Here is a 24,332-nt window from a genome sequence, read left to right as displayed (position 1 = left end):
TGGGAAACTCAGCGTTAGAGAAGGCCCGCGCGGCGCGGCGACGCCGCACAGGCGTTCACGCTCTGCTCAGCAGCTGGCCGCCTTCTCCTGGATCCTCTCCAGCATCTCGCTGCCGTGCTGGCGGGTGAAGATCTCGTAGGCCGGCTCGACCGCCTGCTGGAAGGGGCCGATGTCGATCTCGGTGTTGACCGTCATGCCGTTGTCGCGCAGCAGGGCCACGCCCTCCTCCTCGAGCCGCGATACCTCGCCGCGGGTCGCCTCGGCCGAGGCGCGGGCGGCTTCGTGGAACCACTCGCGCTCCTCGTCGCTGAGCCCATCGAGCAGCAGCGGCGAACCCAGCACGGCGGCGGGCGAATAGACGTGCCCAGTGAGCGAGAGATGATCCTGCACTTCCCAGAAGTTGGTGGCGACGATCACCGTGATGGGGTTCTCCTGACCGTCCACCACGCCCTGCTGCAGCGCCGTGAAGAGCTCCGGGAAGGCCATCGGGGTGGGCCTTGCGCCCAACTGACGGAACGCCTCCTGGTGCACCTCGTTCTCCATGGTGCGCACCCGCAGCCCTTCGGCATCGCTGGGGCTGGTCACTTCGCGACGGCTGTTGGTGAGGTGACGGAAGCCGTTCTCCGACCAGGCCAGGCCGACCAGGTCGTGCTGGCCCATCTTCTCCAGCAGCTCGTCGCCGAGCTCGCTGTCGAGCACGCAGCGCGCCTGATCGTAGCTCTCGAACAGGAACGGCAGGTCGAGCACGTAGGTCTCCGGCACGAAGTTGCCGAGCGGGCCGGTAGAAGTGATGACCACGTCTACGGTGCCGATCTGCAGGCCTTCGATCATCTCGCGCTCGCCGCCCAGCGCGCCGGAGGCGTATTCGGTGACCGTGAAGGCGCCGTCGCTGAGCGCTTCCAGGGTCTCCTTGAAGGCCCGGGCACCCACCGCATAGTGGGAGGTGGAAGAGAGGGTGTGACCCAGGCTTACCTCCTGGGCGGCCTGGGCATTGGCGACCAGAGCGGCGGCGGTGATGCCGCCGATGGCAGCGGTGAGGGCGTGGCGTACGAACTGCGTTTTCATTGTTGTGACCTCTTCGTCGTAAAACACCTCGGTGGTTGTCGGCGGCCTGTCGGCCGCGGCTTTGTGCTCGCTATCGGCTGCGCTCCTCGAGGAACGCCATGACGATATCGTGCAGGTTGCGGTCGCCGGCGAAGCCCAGCGCCTGCGCCCGGCGGGTCTCGAAGCGTGCCGGCCAGCTGGCGACGATCGCCTCGATACGCGGATCGGGTTCGTGGCGCACCCGCGCCAGCGCCTCGTCACCCGCCACCTGACGCAGGGTATCGAGCATCTCGGCCACGCTGACCGTGATGCCCGGCAGCATGAAGGCGCGAAACGGCGCCAGCGCCTCACCCGGCACCTCGGCGCCGTGCACCAGCGCCTCGATCACCTTGGCCGGCGACATCACGAACAGTTCCAGGGACGGAGCCACGGGACAGATGGCCTCCTCGTCGTTGAGCGGCTCGCGCAGGATGCTGGAAGCGAAGCTCGAGGCGGCGGCGTTGGGTCGCCCCGGACGCACGATGATGGTCGGCAGGCGCAGCACGCAGCCGTCGATCAGGCCGCGTCGGCTGTAGTCGTTGATCAACAGCTCGCACATCGCCTTCTGGGTGCCGTAGGAGTTCTGCGGCTGCAGCGCGGTCATGTCGTCGAGCACCGCGGGCAGCTCGCCACCGTAGGCGGCCACCGAGCTGGCCATGATCAGACGGGTATTGGCCAGCCCCCGCTCGCGGCAGCCCTCCAGCAGTGCCCGGGTGGCATCGAAGTTGACCTCCATGCCGAGATCCAGATCGGCCTCGGCGGCGCTGCTGACCACCGCGGCCAGGTGATAGACGACGTGCGGGCGCGCATCGAGCACCGAGTCCAGCGCGCCGGGCTCGGTGATGTCCAGCGCCAGCCCTTCGACATCGACCGTGTCGCTGGGCGGGCACGGCGGCTCGAGCTGATCGACCAGCGTCAGGCGCTGAACGGCCTCACCTCTCAGCTCGCCCCGCGCCAGCAGGCGCGCGGCAAGTCGCTGGCCGAGGAAACCGGCGCCGCCGGTAATGACGATGTGCATGTCTGGCATCCTGTTGTTGTCGTTGTCGCTGTGTTTTGTCGCTGTGTTTTGTCGTGCGGCTTGTTCTTGTCGCTGCGCTCAGACCGTGAGCCCGTAGTCGCGCCCCCAGCTCAGCCCTTCCCGGGTGCCCGCCGCCGGGCGGTACTCGCAGCCGATCCAACCCCGATAGCCGAGCCGTTCCAGCCGCTCGAACAAGGCGGGATAGTGCACCTCGCCGACGTCCGGTTCGTGGCGCTCCGGTACGCCGGCGATCTGGACATGGGCGATGGCGGTGAACTGCCGCTCCAGATGACGGATCAGGTCGCCCTCCATGATCTGGCAGTGATAGAGGTCGAACTGCAGACGCAGGCTGCCGTTGGCCCCGACCTGCTCGAGCACCGCCATGGCCTGGGCCTGGCGTGAGAGGAAGTAGCCCGGCATGTCGCGGGTGTTGATCGGCTCGATCAGCACCTGGCATCCCACCTTGGCCGCCTCGGCGGCGGCGAAGCGCAGATTGCTCACGTAGGTGGCGTGATGGCGCGCCCGCGTCTCGGCATCGGCGCCAACCGGCAGCAGCCCGGCCATGGCGTGCACCCGGGGGCAGCTGAGGGCTTCGGCGTAGCGCAACGCCTCGACCACGCCATCGCGAAACTCCGCCTCGCGCCCGGGCAGGCTGGCCAGACCACGCTCACCGGCCTCCCAGTCGCCCGGCGGCATGTTGAACAGCACCTGTTCGACGCCGGCCTCCCTCAGCGCAGCGGCCAGCTCCTCGGATGCGTAGGCATAGGGAAACAGGTACTCCACGCCGCGAAAACCTGCCGCCGACGCTGCTCGGAAGCGGTCGAGGAAGTCGTGTTCGGTGAACAGCATGCTGAGGTTGGCGGCCAGTCGAATCATGTTTCGCGTCTCGTGTTCTTGGGTCGTGTGGCGGCGTCAGTCACGTGGAAAGCGGGCTTCGAGCTCGGCGACCTGCTCGGGTGTCAGCCCGCGCGGATTGTGGCCGCGCAGCAGCAGATAGAGCTTGGCAGTCTCCTCCAGCTCCTCGGTGGCGTAGACCGCCGCCTCCAGGTTCCTGCCCGCCACCACCGGGCCATGGTTGGCCAGCAGCACGGCGCTGTGCTTGCCGGCCAGGCCACGCACGGCATCGCCCAGCGCCGGGTCTCCCGGCACGTGATAGGGCACCAGGGGCAGGCGCCCCACCCGCATCACGTAGTAGGCGGTGAGCGGCGGGATGCAGTCGCAGGGGTCGACGTCGGGCAGGCAGGAGACCGCCACCGAATGGGTCGAATGCAGGTGCACGATAGCGCCGGCGCGGGGACGCTCGGCGTACATCGCCATGTGCAGGAAGTGCTCCTTGGTCGGGGCGTCGCCGTCGAGCAGGCGACCGTCGCAGTCGAGGCGCGAGATCCGTGCCGGATCGAGCCGGCCCAGGCAGACATTGGTCGGCGTCATCAGCCAGCCGCCGTCGTCCAGGCGCACGCTGATGTTGCCACTTGACCCCATGGTCAGGCCGCGATCGAACAGCGACTTGCCGAGCGTGGCGATCTGCTCGCGCAGGCGATTCGCGTCGTGGACGCTCATGGCAGCACCTCGAAAGCACGCAGAAAGAAGTCCTCGCCGCCGAAGTTGCCCGACTTCAGCGCCAGCGACAGCGGCGCCTGGCGGCCGGCAAGCATGGCCTGGGTCCAGGGCACGCCGGGGTCGATCTGCTCGCCGATGCGCAGGGCGCGTAGACCCAGCGCCGACACCACGGCACCGGAGCTCTCGCCGCCCGCCACCACCAGGCGTCCCACGCCCTCGTCGACCAGCCGTCGAGCGAGTTCGCCCAGCGCCTTCTCCACCAGCTCACCGGCCCGTTCGCGTCCCAGCATCTGCTGCACCCGACGCACCTGCTCAGCATCGGCCGAGGCATAGATCAGCACCGGACGGCCACCGGCCAGGTGACGGCGAGCGAAGGCCAGCGCCCGCTCCAGATGATCGGGCCCTTCGGCCAATGAAACCGGATCGAGGGGAAAACCAGGAAAGCGCGTGAGAAAGACATCGACCTGGGCCAGGGTGGCCCGCGAGCAGCTACCCGACAGCACCAGGGCGCTGCCCGATGCCGGTTGCAGCGACCCCGCCGCCGCGCCCTCGCCCAGCCAGCCGCGCCGGCGGTACGCGGCGGGCAGCGTCTGGCCCAGCCCCGAGCCGCCGGTCACCAGCGGCAGGTCGGCCGTCGCCTCGGCCAGCACGGCCAGGTCGCGCTCGTCGAGGGTGTCGCAGATCACCTGCCGCACGCCCTGGTCGGCCAGTTCGTCGAGCCGTGCCCGGGCGGCCTCGGCACCCTGGGCCAGCGTCGGCCACGGCAGCAGCCCTACCGGGTGGCGGCTCTGACGCGCCAGCACGCGGACCAGGTCGGCGTCGTGCATCGGATTGAGCGGGTGATGCTGCATGCCACTCTCGTTGAGCAGCCTGTCGCCGACGAAGAGGTAGCCCTGATAGACGGTGCGACCGTTGGCCGGAAAGGCCGGCACCATGACGCTCAGCGGTGCGCCGAGACGCTCCAGCAGCGCCTCGCCGACCGGGCCGATGTTGCCGGCCTCGGTGGAGTCGAAGGTGGAGCAGTACTTGAAGAAGAGCTGACGCGCGCCCTCGGTGCGCAGCCACTCCAGCGCCGCCAGCGAATCGCGTATGGCCTCGTCGGCCGGACAGGAGCGCGACTTCAGCGCCACCACCACCGCATCGATCCGCTCCACGTCCTCGACCAGCTCGGCCAGGGGGCGCTCGGGCACGCCGATCAGCTGCACGCAGCGCATGCCGCCGCGCACCAGATTGTTGGCCAGGTCGGTGGCGCCGGTGAAGTCGTCGGCAATGGCGCCCAGCACGATCGCCATCTCAAGCTCCCTCGTCGTTGGCCGCCTCGGGCAGGGCAATGCCCGAGAGGCGCTGGTAGACCTTGATCACCGCCGAGTCGTCCTCGCGGCCGAAACCGGCACCCTTGGCGGCGGTGAACTGCTGCAGTGCGCTGGCGGCGACGGGCGTGGGCATGGCCAGCTCGCGGCCGGTCTCGTGGACGATGTTGAGGTCCTTGACGAAGATGTCCACCGCCGAGAGCGGGGTGTAGTCGCCCTCGAGAACGTGCGGCACGCGGTTCTCGAACATCCAGGAGTTGCCGGCGGATTGGGTGATCACCTCGTACACGCGGCGCGGCTCCAGCCCCATACGAATGCCCAGCGCCACGGCTTCGGCGGCGGCGGCGATATGCACGCCGGCCAGCAACTGATTGACCAGCTTCATGCTGGAGCCGATGCCCGGCGAATCGCCCAGCCGATGCACGATCTCGGCCATGGCATCGAGCACCGGGCCGGCCTTGTCGAAGGCCTCGGCGCTGCCGGATGCCATCACCGAGAGCCGCCCTGCCCGCGCCTTGGCCGCCCCGCCGCTGATTGGCGCGTCGAGCATCAGCAGGCCACGCTCGGCCAGCCGGGCGCCCAGCCGCTCGGCCAGACTCGGCGCCACGGTGGCGCACTGGATCACCAGCGCACCCGGCGCCAGAGCGTGGGCGAGCCCGCTCTCGCCGAACAGCACCTGCTCGACCTGGGCGGCATTGACTACCACGACCAGCACCACGTCGCACTGCGCGGCCAGCTCGGCGGGCGTCGCCGCGCAGCGTCCGCCGGTCGCCTCGAAGGCGCGGCAGGCCGATTCGGCGACGTCGCAGCCGACCACCGTCAGGCCACGTTCGTGCAGCGCCGTCGCCGTACCCAGCCCCATGGCGCCCAGGCCGATGACGCCCACTCTTGGAGTCGTACCGTCGCTCACCGCCGCTCTCCCCTGTTTGCCTATGTGCCTGTTCGCGCTACCGTTCTGCCCACTCCATCCGCTCGACGACCGCAACTTCCGGTGTCTTTTCAGTGCTGGCCGAATCCGATATGTTAGCGCTATCATGTTAGCGCTAACATCGTTGTAGTAGATTCACCGATTCGCAGCAAGGGGCGGCCAGGAGGATACGACCATTGTCTAACGATGCGCACAACTCGCGTCGACGACGCAGCACCGAGCAGCCCACGCTCAAAGAGGTAGCCGACGCTGCCGGCGTCTCGGCCATCACCGCTTCGCGCGCACTGAATCGCCCCGATCAGGTCAACGAACTCACCCGTGCGCGGGTTCTCGAGGCCGTGGAGCGCCTGGGCTACGTGCCCAACCTGGTGGCCGGCAGCCTGGCATCGGCCCGCTCGCGCTTCATTGCCGTCATCGTGCCTTCGCTGGCCAACAGCGTGTTCATCGAGGTGATCCAGGGGCTGCAGGAAACCTTCGAGGCCCAGGGCTACCAGATCCTGCTGGGCAATACCGAGTACGACCTGGAGCGGGAATACCAGCTGATTCGCACCTTCCTCGGCTGGTCCTGCTCGGCGCTGGTCACCGCGGGGCTGCGCCACAACGAGGCCTGCCGCACCCTGCTCGCCAACTGCGACAAGCCGATCATGGAGGTCATGGAGCTGGGCGAGGCGCGGGATCTCAACGTGGGGTTGGACCATACCGAAGCCGGCCGCTGCATGGCGCGCCACCTGCTCGAGCGGGGCCATCGCCAGACGCTCTTCATCGGCGCACGGCTGGCCGGCGACTATCGCGCCGGGATGCGCTACGAGGGCCATCGCGAGATATTCGAGCAGGCCGGCCTCACCGCACCGCTGCTCGAACTCGAACGGGGCGGGCTCGACGCCGGCGCCGCCGGGCTGGAACGGGCGCTCGCCGAGCATCCCGACATCGGGGCGATCCACTTCGCCAACGACGACCTGGCCACCGGCGCCCTGCTCCACGCCCAGCGCCTGGGCCTCGCGGTGCCGCAAAGGATAGCCATCGCCGGGTTCAACGGACTGCCCATCGGCCAGCACGTGACCCCGCGCCTGACCACCATTCGCTCCCCGCGCCACGCCATGGGCGAACTCGCCGCCACGGAGGTGATTCGCCGCCTCGAGGGCCAGCGTGTGCTACGCCGACAGCACGACGTGGGCTTCGAGCTGCTGGTGGGCGAGAGCACCTGAACCGCACGCCGTCACCATTTGGTCAATGCAGAAGGGGCAGCCTATGCTGAAGCCACGTTTCCGTGCAGGCAGCCCGCATGTCCCGCAAGGTGCTTCTCGTCCTCGCCGCCCTGGTGGCTCTCGCCCTGCTGGGCTTGTTATGGCGCTGGCTGGCCGCGCACGACCTGTTCGACGCCAACACCCTCTTCGCCCTGCTGCAAGGCTCGCTGGCCTGGCGCGATACGCCCTGGGCCGGCGTGGTGGTGGTGGCAGCCTTTCTCGCCGCCTCGCTGACCCTGTTCCCGCTGAGCGTGCTGGTGGTACTGGCGGGCCTGCTGTTCGGCCCGTGGTGGGGGTTCTTCTATTCGCTGATCGGCACGCTGGTCGGCTCGATCGCGACCTACTGGCTGGGCCGCAGGCTCGGGCGCGATGCCCTGCTGTACTACGGCGGCACGCGCCTCATCAACATGTCGCGCTATCTGGCCGGGCACGGGGTACGCACCATGACCGTGCTCAACCTGCTGCCCCTGGCACCTTTCACCCTCACCAACCTGCTGGCCGGGGCCTTTCACATCCGCTTTCGCGACTACATGCTGGGCACCTTCATCGGCGCCACCCCGGGGTTGGCCGGTATCATCCTGCTGAGCAGCCAGCTCGGCACCCTGCTGACCGCCGAGGACCGCCGCGAGCTGGCCTGGGCCGCCGCCGGCATCGTGCTCGCCCTGGCACTGCTCTACGGACTCAAGCGCTATGCGGATGCCCGTCAGCGACGGCGCCGCCGCGCCTGATTGCCGAGGGCCCAGCATCGGGCATCGGCGGCACCCGCTCGGGCATCCGCTCCTCGAGAAACGCCACGAAGGCACGCAGGCGTGCCGGCACGTGCCGGCGCTGCTGATAGACGGCATGGAAGTCGGCCGAGATGCCCCGCCACTGCGGCAGCAGCTCGACCAGCGAGCCGCTGGCCAGGTGTTCATGCACGTCCCACCAGGAGCGCAGCGCCACGCCGTGGCCATCGAGCGCCATCTGCACGATCACTTCGCCGTCGTTGCTGGCCAGCGGACCCGCTATCTTGACCGCCTGCTCGCGCAGCGGGTCGTCGCGGTGCTGAAAGCGCCACACGGCGTAGTCGCTGTCGTTCTCGCGCAGTATCAGGCAGGGATGCGCGGCAAGATCCGCCGGTGTCGTCAGCGCTGCCATGTGTGCCAGGTAGTCGGGGGCGGCACACAGCACCCGTCGATTGGTCAGGATGCGTCGCGCCACCAGGCGCGAATCGGGCGGCTCACCGACGCGAATACCGACATCGAAGCCCTGCTCGCCAAGGCTCAACGGATAGTTGGTGAGCTCCAGCACCCCTTCGACGCCGGGATTGAGGGTACAGAACGCCGACAGCAGCGGCGCCACGTGGCGGCGGCCGAAGCCGAAGGTGGCGTTCACCTTGAGCGGCCCCGAGAGCGCCGCCTGCTGTTCGCCCAGCGCCTCTTCCAGCTCGGAGAGCTCTTCGAGGATCGCCGAGCCGCGGGTGAGATAGCGCTCCCCTTCCGCCGTCAGCGTCAGGCGCCGGGTGGTGCGGCTGGCCAGCTCGACGCCCAGGCGCGCCTCGAGCTGCTTGAGGCGCTTGCTCACCGCCGACAGCGACAGGCCCAGCTCCCGCGCCGTGGCCGTCAGGCTGCCCGCCAGGGCCAACTGGCGGAAGAAAACCAGGTCGTCGAGCTGAGCCATGCGACTCTCCACTTTCAGTCAACAATACATTTCCATATAGCCTGATTATTCCCACCAAGCCAAGGGCTAGACTGGGGACAGCCAAAGATTCGGAGGAAGCACTCATGTTCGAGGGATTCCGCACGTTCGACATCGCCTGCGGCGACATCAACATCCATGGCCGCATCGGCGGCTCTGGACCGCCGCTGCTGCTTCTCCACGGTCACCCCCAGAGCCATGTGATCTGGCACCGTCTGGCCGAACCGCTGGCAAGCCGCTTCACGGTGGTGGCCACCGATCTACGTGGCTATGGCGATTCGTCCAAGCCACCCGGCGAGCCGGACCACGCCAACTACAGCAAGCGCGCCATGGCCGAGGATCAGGTCGCAGTGATGCGTGAGCTGGGCTTCGAGCGCTTCTTGCTGTGCGGCCACGACCGCGGCGGGCGTGTCGCCCACCGCCTGGTCATGGATCATCCGGACAGAGTAGACAAGCTGATGCTGCTCGATATTGCCCCCACGCTTGCCATGTACGAGCAAACCGACCGTACCTTCGCCACCGCCTACTTCCACTGGTTCTTTCTGATCCAGCCCTCGCCGCTGCCGGAAACCCTGATCGAGGCTTCACCCAACGACTACATCACCCGCACCATGGGCGGGCGGCATGCCAGCCTCGACGCCTTCGATCCGGCAGCCATCGCCGAGTACCAGCGCTGCCTGGCCCAGCCCGGCGCCGCCCATGCCCTGTGCGAGGACTATCGCGCCAGCAACGCCATCGACCTGGAACACGACCGCGCCGACCGTGAAGCGGGACGCCGTATCGCCTGCCCAGTCAGCGTGCTGTGGGGCAAGCACGGCATCATCGAGCGTTGCTTCGATCCACTGGCGGAATGGCGCGCCGTGGCCGAACGGGTCGAGGGCGAGGCACTGCCCTGCGGCCATTACATCCCCGAGGAGGCGCCAGAGGCCCTGCTCGACCGTATCAACCGTTTCATGACCCACGCCTGACCAACACCACCCGAGGACCCCACCATGACCCATCGTATCGCTGTCATTCCCGGCGACGGCATCGGCAACGAAGTGATGCCGGAAGGCCTGCGCGTGCTCGAAGCCGTTGCCAAGCGCTTCGACATCGACCTGGCCTTCGAGCACTTCGACTTCGCCTGCTGCGACTACTACGCCAAGCACGGCAAGATGATGCCCGACGACTGGTTCGAGCAGCTCAAGGACTTCGACGCCATCTTCTACGGCGCGGTGGGCTGGCCCGACACGGTGCCGGACCACGTCTCGCTGTGGGGCTCGCTGCTGCAGTTCCGCCGCCAGTTCGACCAGTACATCAACCTGCGCCCGTGCAAGCTGCTGCCGGGCATCAAGAGCCCGCTGGCCGACCGCAAGCCCGGCGACATCGACTTCTACGTGGTGCGCGAGAACACCGAGGGCGAATACTCCAGCGTCGGCGGCAAGATGTTCGAGGGCACCGAGCGCGAGGTGGTGATCCAGGAGACGGTGATGACCCGCCACGGCACCGACCGGGTGCTCAAGTTCGCCTTCGAGCTGGCCCAGAGCCGGCCGCGGAAGAAGCTCACCTCGGCCACCAAATCCAACGGCATCGCCATCACCATGCCGTGGTGGGACGAGCGGGTCGTGGCCATGTCGGGCAACTACCCCGAGGTCAGCGTCGACAAGTTCCACATCGACATCCTCACCGCCAACTTCGTCATGCACCCCGACTGGTTCGACGTGGTGGTGGCCAGCAACCTGTTCGGCGACATCCTCTCCGACCTGGGCCCGGCCTGCACCGGCACCATCGGCGTGGCACCCTCGGCCAACATCAACCCCGAGGGCAAGTTCCCCAGCCTGTTCGAGCCGGTCCACGGCAGCGCTCCGGACATCGCCGGCAAGGGCATCGCCAACCCCATCGGCCAGATCTGGTCCGGCGCCCTGATGCTGGAGCACTTGGGCCACAAGGAGGCTGCCAAGGCTATCGTCGATGCCTTCGAAGCCGTGCTGACGGAGGCCGACCCAGCGGTGCTGACGCCGGACATTCGCGGCCAGGGCACCACTCAGACCCTGGGCAAAGCCATTGCTGAGCGGGTTGCGAATTGATCCTAGCTGGGGTCAATACGAATGCGCTTGGACAGGAGCAAATGCTTCTGTCCAAGCGCATCCATAACAGGTGACGCCCAATAGCATCATGTTTGCGTGCCACTTCTTTTGGAGTAGGTCCACGACTTGGGCGACACCCACTTCCCCAGCATAGACCAAGATATCATTGAATGAACGCCGATAAAGACGAGACGTGCACCGGACAATAGACAGTGGCGATTAGGCGCTGAAACTCTCGTTCAACTAGTGCTTGATGTCTAAAAACATCACACTACATACTCGAAAATGGGTTGAGTAAGATGGTGCCTCGCGGCACTCGAAATCGTGGAGATTGTATATCCTCGCCAGTCGTCTTGTTCGCTGTATGTCCTTTCCCGATACCGCCGGCGCATGAATCAGCTCGCCCCCCAGGCTTCCTCGTTGACCACATCGATCGGCCGCTCGCCCTTGAGCGCCAGGATCAGGTTGTCCACGGCGCGCTGCGCCATGGCAGCGCGCGTCTCGTGGGTAGCCGAGCCGATATGCGGCAGCGTGACGACCTGCGCCAACTGCAGCAGCGGCGAATCCGCCGATAACGGCTCGCACTCGTAGACATCGAGCCCGGCACCGGCGATCCAGCCCTCTTGTAGCGCCTGGACCAGGGCCATCTCGTCGACCACCGGCCCGCGGGCGACGTTGACGAAGATCGCCGAGGGCTTCATGCGCCGGAAGGCGTCGCGATCGATCAGGTGGCGCGTCTCGGCCGTGAGCGGCACCGTCACGCAGACGAAGTCCGAGGTCTCGAGCAATTCATCGAGCGAGCAGCGCCGCGCGCCTAGCTCTACCCCCAGCACGGGCTTGAGCGAGGCGTTACTGTATCGGATCGGCATGCCGAAGCCGAGCGCGCCGCGACGTGCCACGGCGGCGCCGATCCGCCCCAGACCGACCAGTCCCAGGGTCTTGCCGTGCACGTCGCGGCCGAAATGCGACTCGCCAATATGCGTCTGCCACTCACCTCGGCGCACGAAACGGTCCAATTCCGGCACCCGCCGGGCCGCGGCCATGATCAGGGCGAAGCCAGTGTCGGCGGTCGTCTCCGTCAGCACGTCGGGCGTGTTGCACAGCAGGATGCCACGCCGCGTCATCGCCTCGACGGGGAAGTTGTCGTAGCCGACCGAGATGGTGGCGATGATCTTGAGATTCGGCGCCTCGTCCAGTATCTCCGGCGTGATGGACAGCTTGCCGCCGACCAGCCCATGGGCGCGGCTCAGTGCCTCGCCAAAAGCAGCCTGGTTCTCCTCGCCGAGATCGGGGAAGTAATCGACCTCGAACTCGCGCTCGAGCTGCGCGAGATGCGTTTCATGCAGACGACGCACCGCCACGACCCGTTTGCGCATGGCACCCTCCTTGTTCACCAACACCGCCCGACCAACACTGCTCGACTCGCCTCGTTCAACTCAGGATGCCGATGTGCCACGGCACGAACTCGTTGTCGCCGAGCCCCAGCAGTTCGCTCTTCGAGCGTTGCCCCGAGGCGGTGGCCAGCATCAGCTCGAAGATGCGCTGTCCCATGGTTTCGATATCGCACTTGCCTTCGAGGATCTCGCCGCAGTTGAGGCCCATGTCGTCGCGCAGCCGCTCGTACATGGGCGTGTTGGTTGCCAGCTTGAGGCTCGGCGTCGGCTTGGCACCGCACATCGAACCGCGTCCGGTGGTGAAGGAGATCAGGTTGACACCTCCTGCGATCTGTCCGGTAATCGATACCGGGTCGTAGCCCGGCGTGGCGATAAGCGCGGTCGACCTCCTCGAAGGCCATGTTGTGGCTATGCACCATGTCGCCCGGCTTGATGTCACGGGAGGCGAAGCCGATGGTCACGCTGTACTTAAGGATCGGCTCGCCCTGACGAATGGCGCGGGTCGCCAGCTTGTAGCCGGCTGGCACCTGGGCGCGACTAGTCACGCCTTCGCTGGGCAGGAAGGTACCGATGCCCACTTCCTGGCAGGCAACCACCACGTTGTCGTCGGGATGCAGGAGAATGATGGGGCCAGCGACACGCTTTTCGGCGGCCTGGACTAGGGTCGTCATGTCAGTCTCTCTGGCGAAGGCCCCGGGCGGAGTCGCCGGACGGGGCGGAATGGCGATGAAAGCCGGCCGGATGTCAGCCGGCACGGCCGGGCATGGCGAAGCCCCGGGCGTCGAGCGCCTGCTTGAGCGCCTGGCACTGGGCGTCATCGAGCTCGACCAGCGGCGGGCGTACCCGGCGCCAGGCCGCATCATTGGCATACAGGGCGGTAGCCGCCTTGAGCGCCGGGATCATGGGGAAGCGCTCGAATTCACGACGCAGCGCGGTAAGCTCCGCCTGGCGCGTATCGGCATCGGCCTCCTGCCAGGTGTGGGCGAGCGAGGCAATCGGCCCGGGATTGACGTTGGCCGTGGCGCTGATGCACCCCACACCACCGGCGCGCAGGGTATTGAGCAGGAAATGCTCGCTGCCGGCAAAGACGTCGATCTCCCCGCCGAAGGCCTCGATCAGCGCCTGGGTATTGCTCCACTCCCCGGAGCTATCCTTGATGCCGGCGATGGTATCGGGATAGGTCCTGTGCAGGCGTTCGATCAGATCCAGTGTCAGCGGTACCTGGGAGACCGGCGGGATGTGGTAGAGGTAGACCTTGAGCGACGGCGACGCGACGCGCTCGATGACCTCCGCGAAGTAGCGATAGAGCCCTTCGTCGGACACGCCCTTGTAGTAGAACGGCGGCAGCATCAGCACCCCGGCGCAGCCGTTGTCGACGGCGTGGCGGGTGAGTTCGACCGCATCGCCGATGGCGCAGCTGCCAGTGCCGGGCATCAGCTGCTCACCGGTGATGCCAGCCTCGGCCAGGGTATCGATGAGCGCGCGCTTCTCGCCCACGGTCATCGAATTGGCCTCGGAGTTAGTGCCGAAGACGGCCAGGCCGACATCGTTGTCGAGCAGCCAGCGGCAGTGCGCGGTGAAGCGCCGGAGGTCGGCGGCCAGGTCATCGGCGAAGGGAGTGACGACCGGCGACCATACACGGCCTGTGCGGGGCGGGTTCATATAGCGTCCTCGTTGTTGTGATGGTTACTGCCAGTCATCAGCGGCATATCGCTCGAGCGCCTCGGCGTCGAAGCCGAAACCTAGCCCTGGCATGGTCGGCAATCTCAGGCGGCCGTCGACGAACTCGAGCTGCGTGTCGATCAGGCGGCGGAAATTGAGCACCTGATCGTCGGCGAAGTACTCGACGAAAGGTGCGTTGGGCGCTGCGGCCACCAAATGCACGTGCAGGTCGTGGAACCAGTGCGGGCAGACCTCGACTCCGTAGCTAGCAGCGGTGGCGACGATGCGCCGGAACTCGGTGATCCCGCCGCACACGGCGGCGTCCGTTTGCAGGATCATCGCCGCCTCCTTGTCGAGCAGCTCCTTGAAGCGCCAACGCCCGGCCTCGATCTCGCCGGTCGCCACCGGCACCGGGGTGCGCTCGGCCAGGCGACGATGGTTGTCGATGTCGTCGGGGCTGAACGGCTCCTCGATCCAGTACGGGTCATAGGGCTCGGCCATGCGCATGAAGGCGAGCGCCGAGGGCAGATCGCGCCAGGCGTTGTTGGCGTCCATCATCACCAGCACCTGGGGGCCGATCGCCTCGCGCACAGCGGCCAGGCGCGCCTCTTCCGCTGCAAGACCCTCTCGGCCGACCTTAAGTTTCACCGCCGAGAAGCCCTGCTCCACGTAACCGCGCATCTCGTCGGCCAGGTGCTGTGGTGTCTTGCCGTCCAGATAGTAGCCGCCGCTGGCATATGCCGGCACGCTCTCGGTCTCGTTGGCCCCAAGCAGTTTATAAAGGGGCAAGTTGGCGGCATGCGCGTTACGGTCCCACAGCGCCGTATCGAGGATACTGATGGCACGCATCACCGAGCCGGTGCGACCATGCAATAGCGCTTCCTGATACATCTCGCGCCACAGTCCTTCCACGCGATGGGTATCCTGGCCGACCAGCAACGGCTTGAGGAGGTCACGCACGGCATGAACGACCAGGTGACCGGCGTTGCTGCCTCCGTAGCAGAAGCCGATCCCCTTGTAGCCGTCGTCTCCGGTGACCTCGACCAGGGCGTAATCGCGCTTGAGCACGCGGCGGTTGGAGAAGCTCGTCGGGTTGTCCAGCGGCACGCTAACCGTGCGCGCCTTGACGTCAATGATGGTAGTCATAGTGCATCGCTCTCGTGATTTGGCATTGTAATCAAGCGGCTTTCCTGAAACGGGACAACGTAGCGCTCAGCAGGGGAGTGGCCTGGAGGATGGAAAATAGCGCCAGCAGCAGCAATCCGAACGCTATCGGGCTCTTGACGAAGATCAGGAAGCTACCGCCGCCAATCAGCATCGACTGTTGGAAACTGGTTTCCATGACCGGCCCGAGAATCAGGCCAACCACCATCGGGGCGGGTGACATACCTGCCTTGATCATCCAGTAGCCGAACAGGCCAAAGGCAAACATTAGGCCCACATCAAAAAAGCTATTGTTGATGGCGAAGGAACCGACCACGCACAGCACGATGATGGCGCATGCCACGAAACCGTCAGGCACCTTCGTCACGCTGACACAGAGACGGGTGAACATGAGACCGACCACCAGTAAGGCAAAGTTAGCCAAGATGACGGCCCAGATAAGGGTATAGGTCACTTCACCGTGCTCGGTCAGCAGATTGGGACCTGGCAATATTCCATGGACCATCAATGCCCCCAGCAGGATGGCGGTGGAGGAGCTTCCCGGGATGCCAAGGGCTATGGTCGGAATCAGCGAACCGCCCACCACCGAGTTATTGGCCGACTCCGGTGCGGCAAGGCCGGCAACGTCCCCCTTGCCAAAACGACTTTTATCCTTGGCAAAACGCTTGGCCTCGTTATAGGCGAACCAGCTGGCTGTATCACCGCCAGTGCCGGGGATCAGCCCCGTGACGATGCCTATCACTCCCGAACGGAAGATATTAGGCATCAGCGACACGATCTCCTTTGCCTTTGGCAGGAGTCGGTCGGTAATCTTGTTGGCTACCTTCTTGACGTTTGGTCCGTTCTTTTCGATCAAGAGCAATGCCTGGGGAATGGAGAACAGGCCGATGAGCGCCACCGTAAAGCTGATTCCCGAGAATAAGTTCATCTGACCAAACGTCATCCTCGGCGTTCCGGTGATCAGATCCATGCCCACCGTGCTCACCAGCAGACCGATTCCTCCCGATAGCAGGCCGGACACTACCGAGCCTTGCGAAAGAGACCCAATGATGGTGATGCCCAGCACGGCGACGGCGAACAGTTCGACCGGACCGAACTTCAACACCAGAATACCCAGCAAGGGAGCCGCCACGAGCAACGCCAGTCCGCTCATGAGCCCACCACAGAAGGAAGCGAACAGTGAAATGCCCAGCGCCTTTCCGGCCTTGCCCTGTTGGGAGAGGGGGTAGCCGTCAAGCACGGTGGCGGCAGCAGCCGGCGTCCCGGGGGTATTCAACAAGATGGCTGCGATCGATCCCCCATAGGATGCTCCTACGTACAAGGAAGCCAGCATGCTCAACCCGGCCCCCGGGTCCATGCTGAAGGTAATCGGCAGCAGCAACGCCAAGGCCATGGTGGCGGAAAGGCCAGGCATGGCGCCTACGAACATGCCAAGCAAGGTGCCACCGATAATAAGCAGCAAGTTGCCCCATGACAGAACATTTGTTATTCCAGCAAGCAACATGCCTGTATCCATGACTCACTCCATCTTTCAACATTGATGTTATAAGGAAGGCAATGCCGGCATATTGAGTCCTAAAAAACGAAAGAACACCAACCCGATGACGATCAGCAAGCAAGCGACACCGACAAACGCATACTTGACGCTTACACCCCGAATGATAAACAAAGCCCCCCCCAGGAATACCGCCGTGCCTATGAAGTAGCCTACAAGACTAATGCTGTAGACATACAGAAGCGCAAAAAAGTAAACTAGAGAGGCCCTGAAAAAACCTTTACTCATCCGTTGCGGCTTCCACCAAGACAAGGCGGATTCTGCAGGAGAAATACGGACCATCCTTTTGTAAACCACGACTTCTTGAACAATCAAGCCCAGTGATAGCAACCCCACCGTCGTTGCAAATATCAATGGCATTTGAGCCGCCCTTGTTGGATACCCCATGTTATTCAAAAAGAAAAAAACTCCCAAAAAAAAACCGAAGACACCCAATGCCAGGCGACTCACATTCATATCATCAACCTCCGCATCAGTGACGTTTCGTCAGACGTCATCTTGCACTTCCGCCCAAATATCGATGAATGTTTCTTCCATGCGCCTCATCATGTCCATGTAATCGTCACCAGTCACAATGTCGATGTAGAAAGCACGCCGTTCCGCCTCCTGAAGAAACTCCTCATTTCTAGCTAACTCCTCGAAAGCCGCTATCAATTCATCGCGAGCCTGGTCAGGAATGCCGGACGGTGCACTATAGCCCCGGGATGATCCGTTAACTACCTCATAGCCAATTTCCTTGAGCGTTGGCACATCGGGCAGCATCGGCAAGCGGTCTTCGGCAAACACAGCCAAAGGGCGCAGGCTCTCGGCTTGTATATGGCCGTAAACAATCCCCACGTTGTTGAAACTGGCGTCGATCTGCCCGCCCATGGCGGCCGTTGCGGAGGGGCCATCACCGGAGAACGGAACTTTTTCGAACTTAACGCCAACCGCGTTCTCCACCATGATCGTGGAAAAATAATCATCCCCCCCTACCCCCGAATTGCCTATCGTAATTCGTCCAGGGTTCTCTTTAGCCGCTTGAAACAAATCATCAACAGTTTGATAGGGGCTATCGGGATGCACGACGATAATACCTGGGTCGGTAATAACATTGGCGATAGGAGTAAGCTGATCGATATTATAGGACACGGCCTCATTGATAATGTAATTGGTCATCAACATTGGCGTATTAGTAATGCTAATGACCGAACCATCTTTAGGCGATTGGTGGGCCAATCGATTCCAGGCGATCGCCCCGGCGGCTCCCGGTATGTACTCATTAACAAAATTGACCCCTAGGATTTCCCTCAGATAGGGATGCGCCAACTGCGCGAGAGCATCACTTCCACCACCTGCCTGGAATCCCTGCAGGACTCTAATCTCGTCAGTAACGGAATATTCTGCACTCGCAACAACAGAAAATGCAGACATGATCGTGAATAGAGAAATCGAAACGGGCATGAGCGGATTTTTCATTATCACTACCTTTGCTTATGGTTTTGTAAGGCATCACATGTTTTGTTTGGCATACCTTGCAAAACCTAGTACCTTGGCAACAAGATTGTCAATAATATTGTTGCCAATCAGACTAAAGTCTAATTCTACCAACGTAAGGACCAAGGAGATCCATCTTGAAACCGAACAACGATCCGAAGGGGATGTCAGGAAGGCTTACCAACTACGGCGATGAAGGCTTCTCACTTTTCTTGCGCAAAGCCTTTATTAAGGGAATGGGATATACGGACGATGCTCTTTCTCGCCCCGTAATCGGGATTGCCAACACCTACAGTGGATACAACGCATGCCATGGCAACGTGGATGCCTTGGTAGAGAGTGTGAAGCGCGGTGTCATGCTCGCCGGCGGCCTGCCCATCGACTTTCCTACCATTTCGCTGCACGAATCCTTCTCCCACCCCACCAGCATGTATCTACGAAATTTGATGGCGTTGGATACGGAAGAGATGATCCGAGCCCAGCCCATGGATGCAGTCGTGCTGATCAGCGGCTGCGACAAGACCGTGCCTGCACAGCTCATGGCTGCCGCCAGTGCCGGCATACCGTCCATCCAGTTAGTGACTGGTCCCATGCTCAGCGGCTCGCACCGTGGAACCCGAGTCGGCGCCTGTACAGACTGTCGTCGTTACTGGGCTGCCTATCGAGGTCAGGAGATTGACGATCAGGAAATCGTCGAGGTCAATGACAAGCTGGTTCCGACTGTAGGGACCTGCTCGGTGATGGGCACTGCCAGTACCATGGCCTGCCTGGCGGAGGCCATGGGCATGATGCTGCCGGGTAGTGCCACAGCCCCAGCGGTATATGCCGATCGCCGGAGAATTGCCGAACACACCGGCGCCGAGGCCGTACGTATCGCAGTGGAAAATATCGCGCCGGCAAGCATCATGACCGAGTCGGCCCTGGAAAACGCACTACGCGTATTGCTGGCCCTAGGTGGTTCAACCAATGCCCTGATCCACCTCACCGCTATCGCCGGGCGGCTGGGCATCGATATAGACCTTAGCGCTTTTGATCGCATGAGCCAGGAAACCCCGGTACTGGTCAACCTCAAACCCTCCGGCGAACATTACATGGAGCATCTCCATCACGCCGGTGGCTTGGCGGCGCTACTGCACGAAATTCGCTCTCTTCTACATCTTGATGCCATGACCATCAATGGCAAGACGCTGGGTGAAAACCTTGAGGCCTCGACACGTATCATAAGCCAGCAAGTGGTCAGGCCACGCGACAACCCCATCTATGCCCAAGGCGGCATCGCCGTACTGGAAGGCAACCTCGCCCCTCGTGGCGCCATCATCAAGCAATCGGCCGCCTCTCCCGAGCTCATGAAGCATGCCGGACGCGCCGTAGTGTTCTCCTCTGTGGAGGACCTGGCCATGCGTATCGACGACCCTGAGCTGGACGTCAAAGCCGATGATGTACTGGTGCTGCAGAACATCGGGCCCAAGGGGGCACCTGGCATGCCTGAAGCGGGCTACATTCCCATTCCAAAGAAGCTTGCAGCGCAAGGAGTTAAAGACATGGTCCGCATTTCTGACGGTCGCATGAGTGGGACGGCAGCGGGCACCATCGTTCTACATGTCTCACCGGAAGCAGCCGTCCATGGTCCCCTGGCCTTGGTACATACCGGCGATATAATCCAGTTGGACGTGGGTGCCCGAAGCCTGAAACTCTTGGTGGAAGAGGACGAATTGGCTAGGCGGCGCCAAGCATTGAAGCCGGTGGAAGCTCCTCCTCAGACGGGCGGCTACCGGCGCCTGTTCCTGGAACAAATCCTTCAAGCTGAAGAAGGTTGCGACTTCCGCTACTGCCGCCCCGAGTCCACCCGCAAGATTCCAAGGAGAAGCTGACGCTTTCTTGGTGTCTGAACTTAGGTAACATGGCTGGCGCTTGACGGGCATGAGCGCCAGTCACGATGATGCGATCGAAACCACTCGGCTAGGATGCGAAGCATGGCCAATACTCAACACAGCGAACACTATGTCCCGGCCGCCCCCCCAGCCGCCCCCCCAAGCGTGGAAGACATCGTTGCCGCGATTGAGGAGGATATCGTCCTTGGTCGCCTGAACCCCAAGGAGAGGTTGGTCGAAGAGGATCTGTTAGAGCGGTTCGGCGGCAAACGCCATGTGGTTCGCCAAGCCCTGTTCCAACTCGAGGACATCGGCTTAGTCGAGCGCATCAAGAACCGGGGCGCATTCGTGAAAGTCTACACCCCTCAAGAAGTGGAAGACCTTTACGCCATGCGTGAGTTGTTAGAGCTCGCCGCAATCGATGCATTGCCCCTGCCTGCGCCAGAGGCCCTTATGGAACGCTTGGAAGAGATACAGGTCCAGCACTCCCAGGCGGTAGGCAAACAAGATATGCGAAGCATCTTCAGGCTCAACATTGCCTTTCACCAAGTACTCTTCGCAGCCACGGGCAACAGGTATCTGACGGAAACCATAAACGACTTCGCAAAGAAAGCTCATGCCATTCGATTCGCCGCCATCTCAGACTTCGAAAGTCTCAAGCGAGCTAGGGATGAGCACATCGCCATTATTGAAGCGATAAAGCAGCAGGACAGGCAAGCCCTGCGGGAACTCTGTCGCCAACATATTCTACCATCGAAGGAAAGTTACATCAGAATGTATCAGTTGCGCGTTGGAGAAGTATAAAATTTATCAGCCTCCATAACATATTCAAGCGGTCCACGGCAGCGCTCCGGACATCGCCGGCAAGGGCATCGCCAACCCCATCGGCCAGATCTGGTCCGGCGCCCTGATGCTGGAGCACCTGGGCCACAAGGAGGCCGCCGACGCCATCGTCGACGCCTTCGAGGCGGTACTGACGGAAGCCGACCCGGCCGTGCTGACACCGGACATTCGCGGCCAGGGCACCACCCAGACCCTGGGTCAGGCCATTGCCGAGCGGGTTGCCGGCTAGGACAAACCACTTTATTGACCTGCATCAAGGTAGCAAAAGAATCCAGAGGCGAACCCTGCGGAAAAGATATAGGTTATAAGCTTATAACAACAACAGTCACAGCAGACCTATCCCGCAGGAGACTCGCCTCTCATGTCCCGACACGATTCCGACCCTTCATGCCTGGATCGCCGCCAGTTCCTGAAATATGGCGCTGGCGCCGGGGCAGCCGGGCTGCTCTATTCATCGGGCCTCCAGGCCCGTCCCCTATCCACCCAGGCCCGCATCGTCATCCTCGGTGGCGGCGCTGGCGGCATGGCCATGGCCAACCGGCTGTCGCGCCGCCTCGACGGTGCTCGTATCAGCCTGGTCGAACCCCGTGAGGTTCACCACTACCAGCCGGGTTGGACCCTGGTGGCCTCGGGGGTCTGGAATCCCGACAAGACCATGCGGCCGAACGCCCGCTTCGTACCGAACGGCGTCGACTGGGTGCGCCAGCCCGCCGCCGGCATCGATGCCTCCAATCGCCGGGTCGAGCTGGGAGACGGCTCATGGCTCGACTACGATTATCTGATCGTCGCCACCGGACTGCAGCTCAATTACCAGCTGATCGACGGTATGACGCCCGAGCTGGTCGGCAGCCACGGCATCGGCAGCGTCTATGCCAGCATCGAGGGGGCCGCTCGCACCCGGGATGCCATCGACGCCTGGATCGCCCAGGGCAGCGGCAAGGGCATCTTTACCGCGGCCCCCACCCCGGTGAAGTGCGCCGGGGCTCCGCTCAAGATGACCTTCACCACCCTCTCCCGCCTAGAGGCGAGCGGGCGGCGCGATGCCTTCCAGGTGGAGTTCATGGCCCCCGGGGCGGCGCTCTTCACCCAGCCCTACATCAACGACTTCGTCAAACAGCGCTTCGACGATCAGGGGGTGACCCGTCGCCACCACTATCGGCTCTCCGCCATCGACCCGCAGGCGCGTGAGGCGGAGTTCACCTTCGTCGGGCCGGAGAGCGAGTTCACCTCGCACCACGAATTGCGCGAAGAGGAGTTCTCCCGCGAGGGCGAACGCAAGGTAGTCGCGAGCTACGATTTCATCCACGTCGTCCCGCCCATGAGCGCGCCGGACTTCGTCAAGGCCAGCGACCTGATCGCCCAGGACGGCCCCTTCCGCGGCGAGTGGCTGGAGGTGGACATTCACACCCTGCAGCACAAACGGTATCCGGAGGTATTCGGCATCGGCGATGTGATCGGCGCCCCGATCAACAAGACTGCCGCCAGCGTCAAGGCCCAGGCTCCAGTGGTCGAAGCCAACCTGATCGCGCAGATGCAAGGTCAGGCGCTGTCGCGCCGCCACAACGGCTATACCTCTTGCCCAATGATCACCGGCATCGGCAAGGCGATGCTGGTGGAATTCGGCTACGACAACGACTTCGCTTTCCTGCCCTCCTTCCCCTTCATCGATCCCAAGGATGAATCCTGGGTCGCCTGGGTGATGAAGGACCGCATGCTGCAGCCCGCCTACTACGCGGTGCTGGAAGGCCAGGCCTAAGGAGATTACCGACATGACCGTAACTGGCGCTCTGACCATTCTGTGGTACGCCCTGGCCCCCTTCCTGTGGCTGATGGCAGCCGGCGCGGCGCTGCTGGTGGCCGTGCAAGGGCTGGCCCACCTGCGCGGCTATCGCATTCTCGGCTACCGCTGCCCGGCTGCCAACCTGGCCGCGATTGCGGTGGGCCTTTCCGGCCTATGGTGGATTCCGCTCTTCACCCAATCACGTTTGGCTTATGTCACCAGCGTGTTCGACTGGGTCGCACTCCTCGGCGCGCTCATCGGACTGACGGTGATTGCCTGGCTACTGCTGCATCCGCTCAGCTACCTGCTGCGGGGCAAGTCGCCAAGACACGCCTGACTTTCCCCGCGAAAAAGCAAGTCGGTTGGCAGCCTGGCCGGGTTGCCCAACAAGCACCGCGGCTCTCCCTGCCCCAGCCGGACATCGTCCGGCCGGGGCTATCGGAAACGAAAACCCTCCCGCGTAACTTCTCGCTTTGTTTTAGTTACTTCCCGGTAAGCCCTGGCCTTGGTTGCCGATCCCTCGTCTAGCCTGATGAGTGCAAGCTCGAAAGGGCAACGCGCAACGAAAGGAGGAAGGGCATGAAAAGGACAGCAATTGCCATTGCAGTAGGCGCCCTGAGCACCGGGCTCAGCCACGGCGTCCTTGCTCAGGACGTCCAGGACGAGGATCCTCAGCATCATTTGGGCGAACCGCAGCAGATGACCGATGAGGACGCCCAGAGTCAGGAGCAGTTCGACGAAGAGCAGGCGGGCGAACCGGGCGAGACCGGCTTCGATCCACATGGCCAGGGCCAGCAGCCATACGCTGACGACAACGAATTCGAGAATGACGAGTTCGACAACGAAGAGTTCGAGGACGAGGAAGAAGAGATTGGCATTGCCGACGATGCCGATGATGACAACGGCCTGGATGGGGATACCCAGGTAGAGGCCAGTCCGGGCGAGACCGACGTCGAGGTCGACCAGGAGCCGGCCGAGATCGAGGTCGAGCAGGAGCCGCCTGAAGTCACCGTAGAGCAGCAATCGCCCGACGTGACCATCGAGCAGCCCGAGCCCGACGTCGAAGTCGATCAGGCCGAGCCGGATGTGACCGTCGAGCAGGAGGGCGAAGCGGACGTTCAGGTCGAGGAGGCCGAGGACGCCAGCGCCGAGATCCGCCAGCAGGACGACGAGGCCACCGACGAAGAGCGCGACCAGGACGGCATGTTCGATGACGACCAGGATGGCCAGGATCAGGCCGCACAGGATCAGGTCGGCCAGCAGATGGACATGCAGGTAAGCGATCTCGAAGGCCGCGACATCGTCACCCAGGACGGCGACGAAGTGGGTGACGTCGAGAGAGTGGTGCGCGATACCCAGACCGACCAGACCTACGTCATCGTCAGCGAGGGCGGCTTCCTCGGCTTCGGCGGCGACGAGGCGGCCTACCCGATCGACAACCTGGAGATTCGCTCCGAAGGCGAGATAATCCTGCAATCGCAGAGCGGTGAGCGCTCCGTCGATGATTTCGACCAGGACAACCTCGAGGAGCTGGACGGTGACGACAATCTGGGCGAAGGCGAGCAGAACCTGAACTGATCCGACCGCCCGGCATCAGCCACCAACGGCAATCGGGTAGGGGCCGGGGTCACCCCCGGCGCCCTCCCACACCACCGTACGTACCGTTCGGTATACGGCGGTTCATGAAGAACGGCTAAGCCC

General features: G+C 63.6%; 23 protein-coding genes and 1 pseudogene. 10 read left to right on the top strand and 14 right to left on the bottom strand.

The window, feature by feature from the left end:
- Positions 1–66: 66 nt before the first annotated feature.
- The 6 genes from C4S71_RS13360 to ltnD all read right to left on the bottom strand — a co-directional run bounded on the left by C4S71_RS13360 (position 67) and on the right by ltnD (position 6,007).
- Positions 67–1,065, bottom strand: coding sequence for a TRAP transporter substrate-binding protein (locus C4S71_RS13360; RefSeq protein WP_086511777.1), 999 nt, complete (start codon positions 1,063–1,065; stop codon positions 67–69).
- Between the two features lie 70 nt (positions 1,066–1,135).
- Positions 1,136–2,101 (bottom strand): D-erythronate dehydrogenase, encoded by a 966-nt coding sequence (gene denD, locus C4S71_RS13355; RefSeq protein ID WP_086511778.1) that lies wholly within the window; start codon positions 2,099–2,101, stop codon positions 1,136–1,138.
- 78 nt (positions 2,102–2,179) lie between these two features.
- Complete coding sequence (otnI, locus tag C4S71_RS13350; protein WP_103969466.1) at positions 2,180–2,977, bottom strand: 2-oxo-tetronate isomerase; 798 nt, start codon at positions 2,975–2,977, stop codon at positions 2,180–2,182.
- 36 nt (positions 2,978–3,013) lie between these two features.
- Complete coding sequence (otnC, locus tag C4S71_RS13345; RefSeq protein WP_103969465.1) at positions 3,014–3,661, bottom strand: 3-oxo-tetronate 4-phosphate decarboxylase; 648 nt, start codon at positions 3,659–3,661, stop codon at positions 3,014–3,016.
- Positions 3,658–4,953, bottom strand: coding sequence for a 3-oxo-tetronate kinase (gene otnK, locus C4S71_RS13340; protein ID WP_103969464.1), 1,296 nt, complete (start codon positions 4,951–4,953; stop codon positions 3,658–3,660). The genes otnC and otnK overlap by 4 nt, the downstream gene beginning before the upstream one ends.
- A 1-nt stretch (position 4,954) precedes the next feature.
- Positions 4,955–6,007, bottom strand: a complete 1,053-nt coding sequence (gene ltnD, locus C4S71_RS13335; RefSeq protein ID WP_103969463.1) for an L-threonate dehydrogenase — start codon at positions 6,005–6,007, stop codon at positions 4,955–4,957.
- Positions 6,008–6,075: 68 nt separating this feature from the next.
- Here ltnD and C4S71_RS13330 point away from each other — a divergent pair, with 68 nt between their 5' ends.
- On the top strand, positions 6,076–7,104 hold the full coding sequence (locus C4S71_RS13330; RefSeq protein ID WP_086511783.1) for a LacI family DNA-binding transcriptional regulator: 1,029 nt from the start codon (positions 6,076–6,078) through the stop codon (positions 7,102–7,104).
- Positions 7,105–7,181: 77 nt separating this feature from the next.
- Entirely contained in the window at positions 7,182–7,871 is a 690-nt protein-coding gene (locus tag C4S71_RS13325) for a TVP38/TMEM64 family protein (protein ID WP_103969462.1), read from the top strand.
- On the opposite strand, the gene C4S71_RS13320 is transcribed toward C4S71_RS13325, so the two are convergent.
- The gene (locus C4S71_RS13320; protein WP_086511785.1) at positions 7,825–8,802 is read right to left on the bottom strand and encodes a LysR family transcriptional regulator; all 978 of its coding nucleotides are present in this window, start codon (positions 8,800–8,802) and stop codon (positions 7,825–7,827) included. The genes C4S71_RS13325 and C4S71_RS13320 overlap by 47 nt on opposite strands.
- Positions 8,803–8,906: 104 nt before the next feature.
- On the opposite strand from C4S71_RS13320, the gene C4S71_RS13315 reads away from it, so the two are divergent.
- Together C4S71_RS13315 and C4S71_RS13310 are read left to right on the top strand one after the other, a co-directional pair.
- Positions 8,907–9,788: an alpha/beta fold hydrolase gene (locus tag C4S71_RS13315; protein ID WP_103969461.1), complete on the top strand. Its 882-nt coding sequence runs from the start codon at positions 8,907–8,909 to the stop codon at positions 9,786–9,788.
- A 24-nt stretch (positions 9,789–9,812) separates the two neighbouring features.
- Positions 9,813–10,886, top strand: a complete 1,074-nt coding sequence (locus C4S71_RS13310) for a tartrate dehydrogenase (protein WP_103969460.1) — start codon at positions 9,813–9,815, stop codon at positions 10,884–10,886.
- Between the two features lie 395 nt (positions 10,887–11,281).
- Here C4S71_RS13310 and C4S71_RS13305 read toward each other — a convergent pair whose 3' ends face one another.
- The 7 genes from C4S71_RS13305 to C4S71_RS13275 all read right to left on the bottom strand — a co-directional run bounded on the left by C4S71_RS13305 (position 11,282) and on the right by C4S71_RS13275 (position 18,119).
- On the bottom strand, positions 11,282–12,262 hold the full coding sequence (locus C4S71_RS13305) for a 2-hydroxyacid dehydrogenase (RefSeq protein ID WP_103969459.1): 981 nt from the start codon (positions 12,260–12,262) through the stop codon (positions 11,282–11,284).
- Positions 12,263–12,317: 55 nt separating this feature from the next.
- A complete protein-coding gene (locus tag C4S71_RS22610; RefSeq protein ID WP_200825296.1) occupies positions 12,318–12,719 on the bottom strand; it encodes a UxaA family hydrolase in 402 nt (133 codons plus the stop codon).
- Positions 12,720–13,024: 305 nt separating this feature from the next.
- On the bottom strand, positions 13,025–13,942 hold the full coding sequence (locus C4S71_RS13295; protein ID WP_103969458.1) for a dihydrodipicolinate synthase family protein: 918 nt from the start codon (positions 13,940–13,942) through the stop codon (positions 13,025–13,027).
- A 24-nt stretch (positions 13,943–13,966) separates the two neighbouring features.
- Complete coding sequence (locus C4S71_RS13290; RefSeq protein ID WP_103969457.1) at positions 13,967–15,088, bottom strand: mandelate racemase/muconate lactonizing enzyme family protein; 1,122 nt, start codon at positions 15,086–15,088, stop codon at positions 13,967–13,969.
- 31 nt (positions 15,089–15,119) lie between these two features.
- A complete protein-coding gene (locus C4S71_RS13285; RefSeq protein ID WP_103969456.1) occupies positions 15,120–16,622 on the bottom strand; it encodes a tripartite tricarboxylate transporter permease in 1,503 nt (500 codons plus the stop codon).
- Between the two features lie 27 nt (positions 16,623–16,649).
- Positions 16,650–17,117 carry a hypothetical protein gene (locus C4S71_RS13280; RefSeq protein ID WP_103969455.1) on the bottom strand — a complete coding sequence of 156 codons (468 nt, stop codon included), beginning with the start codon at positions 17,115–17,117 and terminating at the stop codon, positions 16,650–16,652.
- 30 nt (positions 17,118–17,147) lie between these two features.
- The gene (locus tag C4S71_RS13275; RefSeq protein ID WP_235014380.1) at positions 17,148–18,119 is read right to left on the bottom strand and encodes a tripartite tricarboxylate transporter substrate binding protein; all 972 of its coding nucleotides are present in this window, start codon (positions 18,117–18,119) and stop codon (positions 17,148–17,150) included.
- Positions 18,120–18,274: 155 nt separating this feature from the next.
- Here C4S71_RS13275 and C4S71_RS13270 point away from each other — a divergent pair, with 155 nt between their 5' ends.
- From C4S71_RS13270 to C4S71_RS13245, 6 genes and pseudogenes are all read left to right on the top strand, one after another.
- The gene (locus C4S71_RS13270) at positions 18,275–20,008 is read left to right on the top strand and encodes an IlvD/Edd family dehydratase (protein ID WP_235014377.1); all 1,734 of its coding nucleotides are present in this window, start codon (positions 18,275–18,277) and stop codon (positions 20,006–20,008) included.
- A gap of 102 nt (positions 20,009–20,110) precedes the next feature.
- Positions 20,111–20,812, top strand: coding sequence for a GntR family transcriptional regulator (locus tag C4S71_RS13265; protein ID WP_103969453.1), 702 nt, complete (start codon positions 20,111–20,113; stop codon positions 20,810–20,812).
- 25 nt (positions 20,813–20,837) lie between these two features.
- A pseudogene (locus C4S71_RS13260) lies at positions 20,838–21,080 on the top strand (isocitrate/isopropylmalate family dehydrogenase); the annotation flags it as partial.
- A 132-nt stretch (positions 21,081–21,212) separates the two neighbouring features.
- Positions 21,213–22,607, top strand: coding sequence for an NAD(P)/FAD-dependent oxidoreductase (locus tag C4S71_RS13255; protein WP_103969452.1), 1,395 nt, complete (start codon positions 21,213–21,215; stop codon positions 22,605–22,607).
- A 13-nt stretch (positions 22,608–22,620) separates the two neighbouring features.
- Positions 22,621–22,968 (top strand): hypothetical protein, encoded by a 348-nt coding sequence (locus tag C4S71_RS13250; RefSeq protein WP_103969451.1) that lies wholly within the window; start codon positions 22,621–22,623, stop codon positions 22,966–22,968.
- Between the two features lie 242 nt (positions 22,969–23,210).
- Positions 23,211–24,209, top strand: a complete 999-nt coding sequence (locus tag C4S71_RS13245) for a PRC-barrel domain-containing protein (RefSeq protein ID WP_103969450.1) — start codon at positions 23,211–23,213, stop codon at positions 24,207–24,209.
- Positions 24,210–24,332: the final 123 nt, after the last annotated feature.

The sequence above is a fragment of the Billgrantia desiderata genome (assembly GCF_900108215.1).
In the GTDB taxonomy this organism is placed as follows: domain Bacteria; phylum Pseudomonadota; class Gammaproteobacteria; order Pseudomonadales; family Halomonadaceae; genus Halomonas; species Halomonas desiderata.
This window is presented reverse-complemented; position numbering and strand designations above follow the sequence as displayed.

What these genes read in the sequence shown, in the direction of transcription:
- C4S71_RS13325 (WP_103969462.1), top strand. Translation starts at nt 7,182, where the DNA reads ATGTCCCGCAAGGTGCTTCTCGTCCTCGCCGCCCTGGTGGCTCTCGCC.
- C4S71_RS13255 (WP_103969452.1), top strand. Translation starts at nt 21,213, where the DNA reads ATGTCCCGACACGATTCCGACCCTTCATGCCTGGATCGCCGCCAGTTC.
- C4S71_RS13290 (WP_103969457.1), bottom strand. Translation starts at nt 15,088, where the DNA reads ATGACTACCATCATTGACGTCAAGGCGCGCACGGTTAGCGTGCCGCTG.
- C4S71_RS13250 (WP_103969451.1), top strand. Translation starts at nt 22,621, where the DNA reads ATGACCGTAACTGGCGCTCTGACCATTCTGTGGTACGCCCTGGCCCCC.
- C4S71_RS13285 (WP_103969456.1), bottom strand. Translation starts at nt 16,622, where the DNA reads ATGGATACAGGCATGTTGCTTGCTGGAATAACAAATGTTCTGTCATGG.
- C4S71_RS13275 (WP_235014380.1), bottom strand. Translation starts at nt 18,119, where the DNA reads ATGAAAAATCCGCTCATGCCCGTTTCGATTTCTCTATTCACGATCATG.
- otnC (WP_103969465.1), bottom strand. Translation starts at nt 3,661, where the DNA reads ATGAGCGTCCACGACGCGAATCGCCTGCGCGAGCAGATCGCCACGCTC.
- otnI (WP_103969466.1), bottom strand. Translation starts at nt 2,977, where the DNA reads ATGATTCGACTGGCCGCCAACCTCAGCATGCTGTTCACCGAACACGAC.
- C4S71_RS13310 (WP_103969460.1), top strand. Translation starts at nt 9,813, where the DNA reads ATGACCCATCGTATCGCTGTCATTCCCGGCGACGGCATCGGCAACGAA.
- denD (WP_086511778.1), bottom strand. Translation starts at nt 2,101, where the DNA reads ATGCACATCGTCATTACCGGCGGCGCCGGTTTCCTCGGCCAGCGACTT.
- ltnD (WP_103969463.1), bottom strand. Translation starts at nt 6,007, where the DNA reads ATGATAGCGCTAACATATCGGATTCGGCCAGCACTGAAAAGACACCGG.
- C4S71_RS13320 (WP_086511785.1), bottom strand. Translation starts at nt 8,802, where the DNA reads ATGGCTCAGCTCGACGACCTGGTTTTCTTCCGCCAGTTGGCCCTGGCG.
- C4S71_RS13295 (WP_103969458.1), bottom strand. Translation starts at nt 13,942, where the DNA reads ATGAACCCGCCCCGCACAGGCCGTGTATGGTCGCCGGTCGTCACTCCC.
- C4S71_RS13315 (WP_103969461.1), top strand. Translation starts at nt 8,907, where the DNA reads ATGTTCGAGGGATTCCGCACGTTCGACATCGCCTGCGGCGACATCAAC.
- otnK (WP_103969464.1), bottom strand. Translation starts at nt 4,953, where the DNA reads ATGGCGATCGTGCTGGGCGCCATTGCCGACGACTTCACCGGCGCCACC.
- C4S71_RS13265 (WP_103969453.1), top strand. Translation starts at nt 20,111, where the DNA reads ATGGCCAATACTCAACACAGCGAACACTATGTCCCGGCCGCCCCCCCA.
- C4S71_RS13305 (WP_103969459.1), bottom strand. Translation starts at nt 12,262, where the DNA reads ATGCGCAAACGGGTCGTGGCGGTGCGTCGTCTGCATGAAACGCATCTC.
- C4S71_RS13245 (WP_103969450.1), top strand. Translation starts at nt 23,211, where the DNA reads ATGAAAAGGACAGCAATTGCCATTGCAGTAGGCGCCCTGAGCACCGGG.
- C4S71_RS13280 (WP_103969455.1), bottom strand. Translation starts at nt 17,117, where the DNA reads ATGAATGTGAGTCGCCTGGCATTGGGTGTCTTCGGTTTTTTTTTGGGA.
- C4S71_RS13360 (WP_086511777.1), bottom strand. Translation starts at nt 1,065, where the DNA reads ATGAAAACGCAGTTCGTACGCCACGCCCTCACCGCTGCCATCGGCGGC.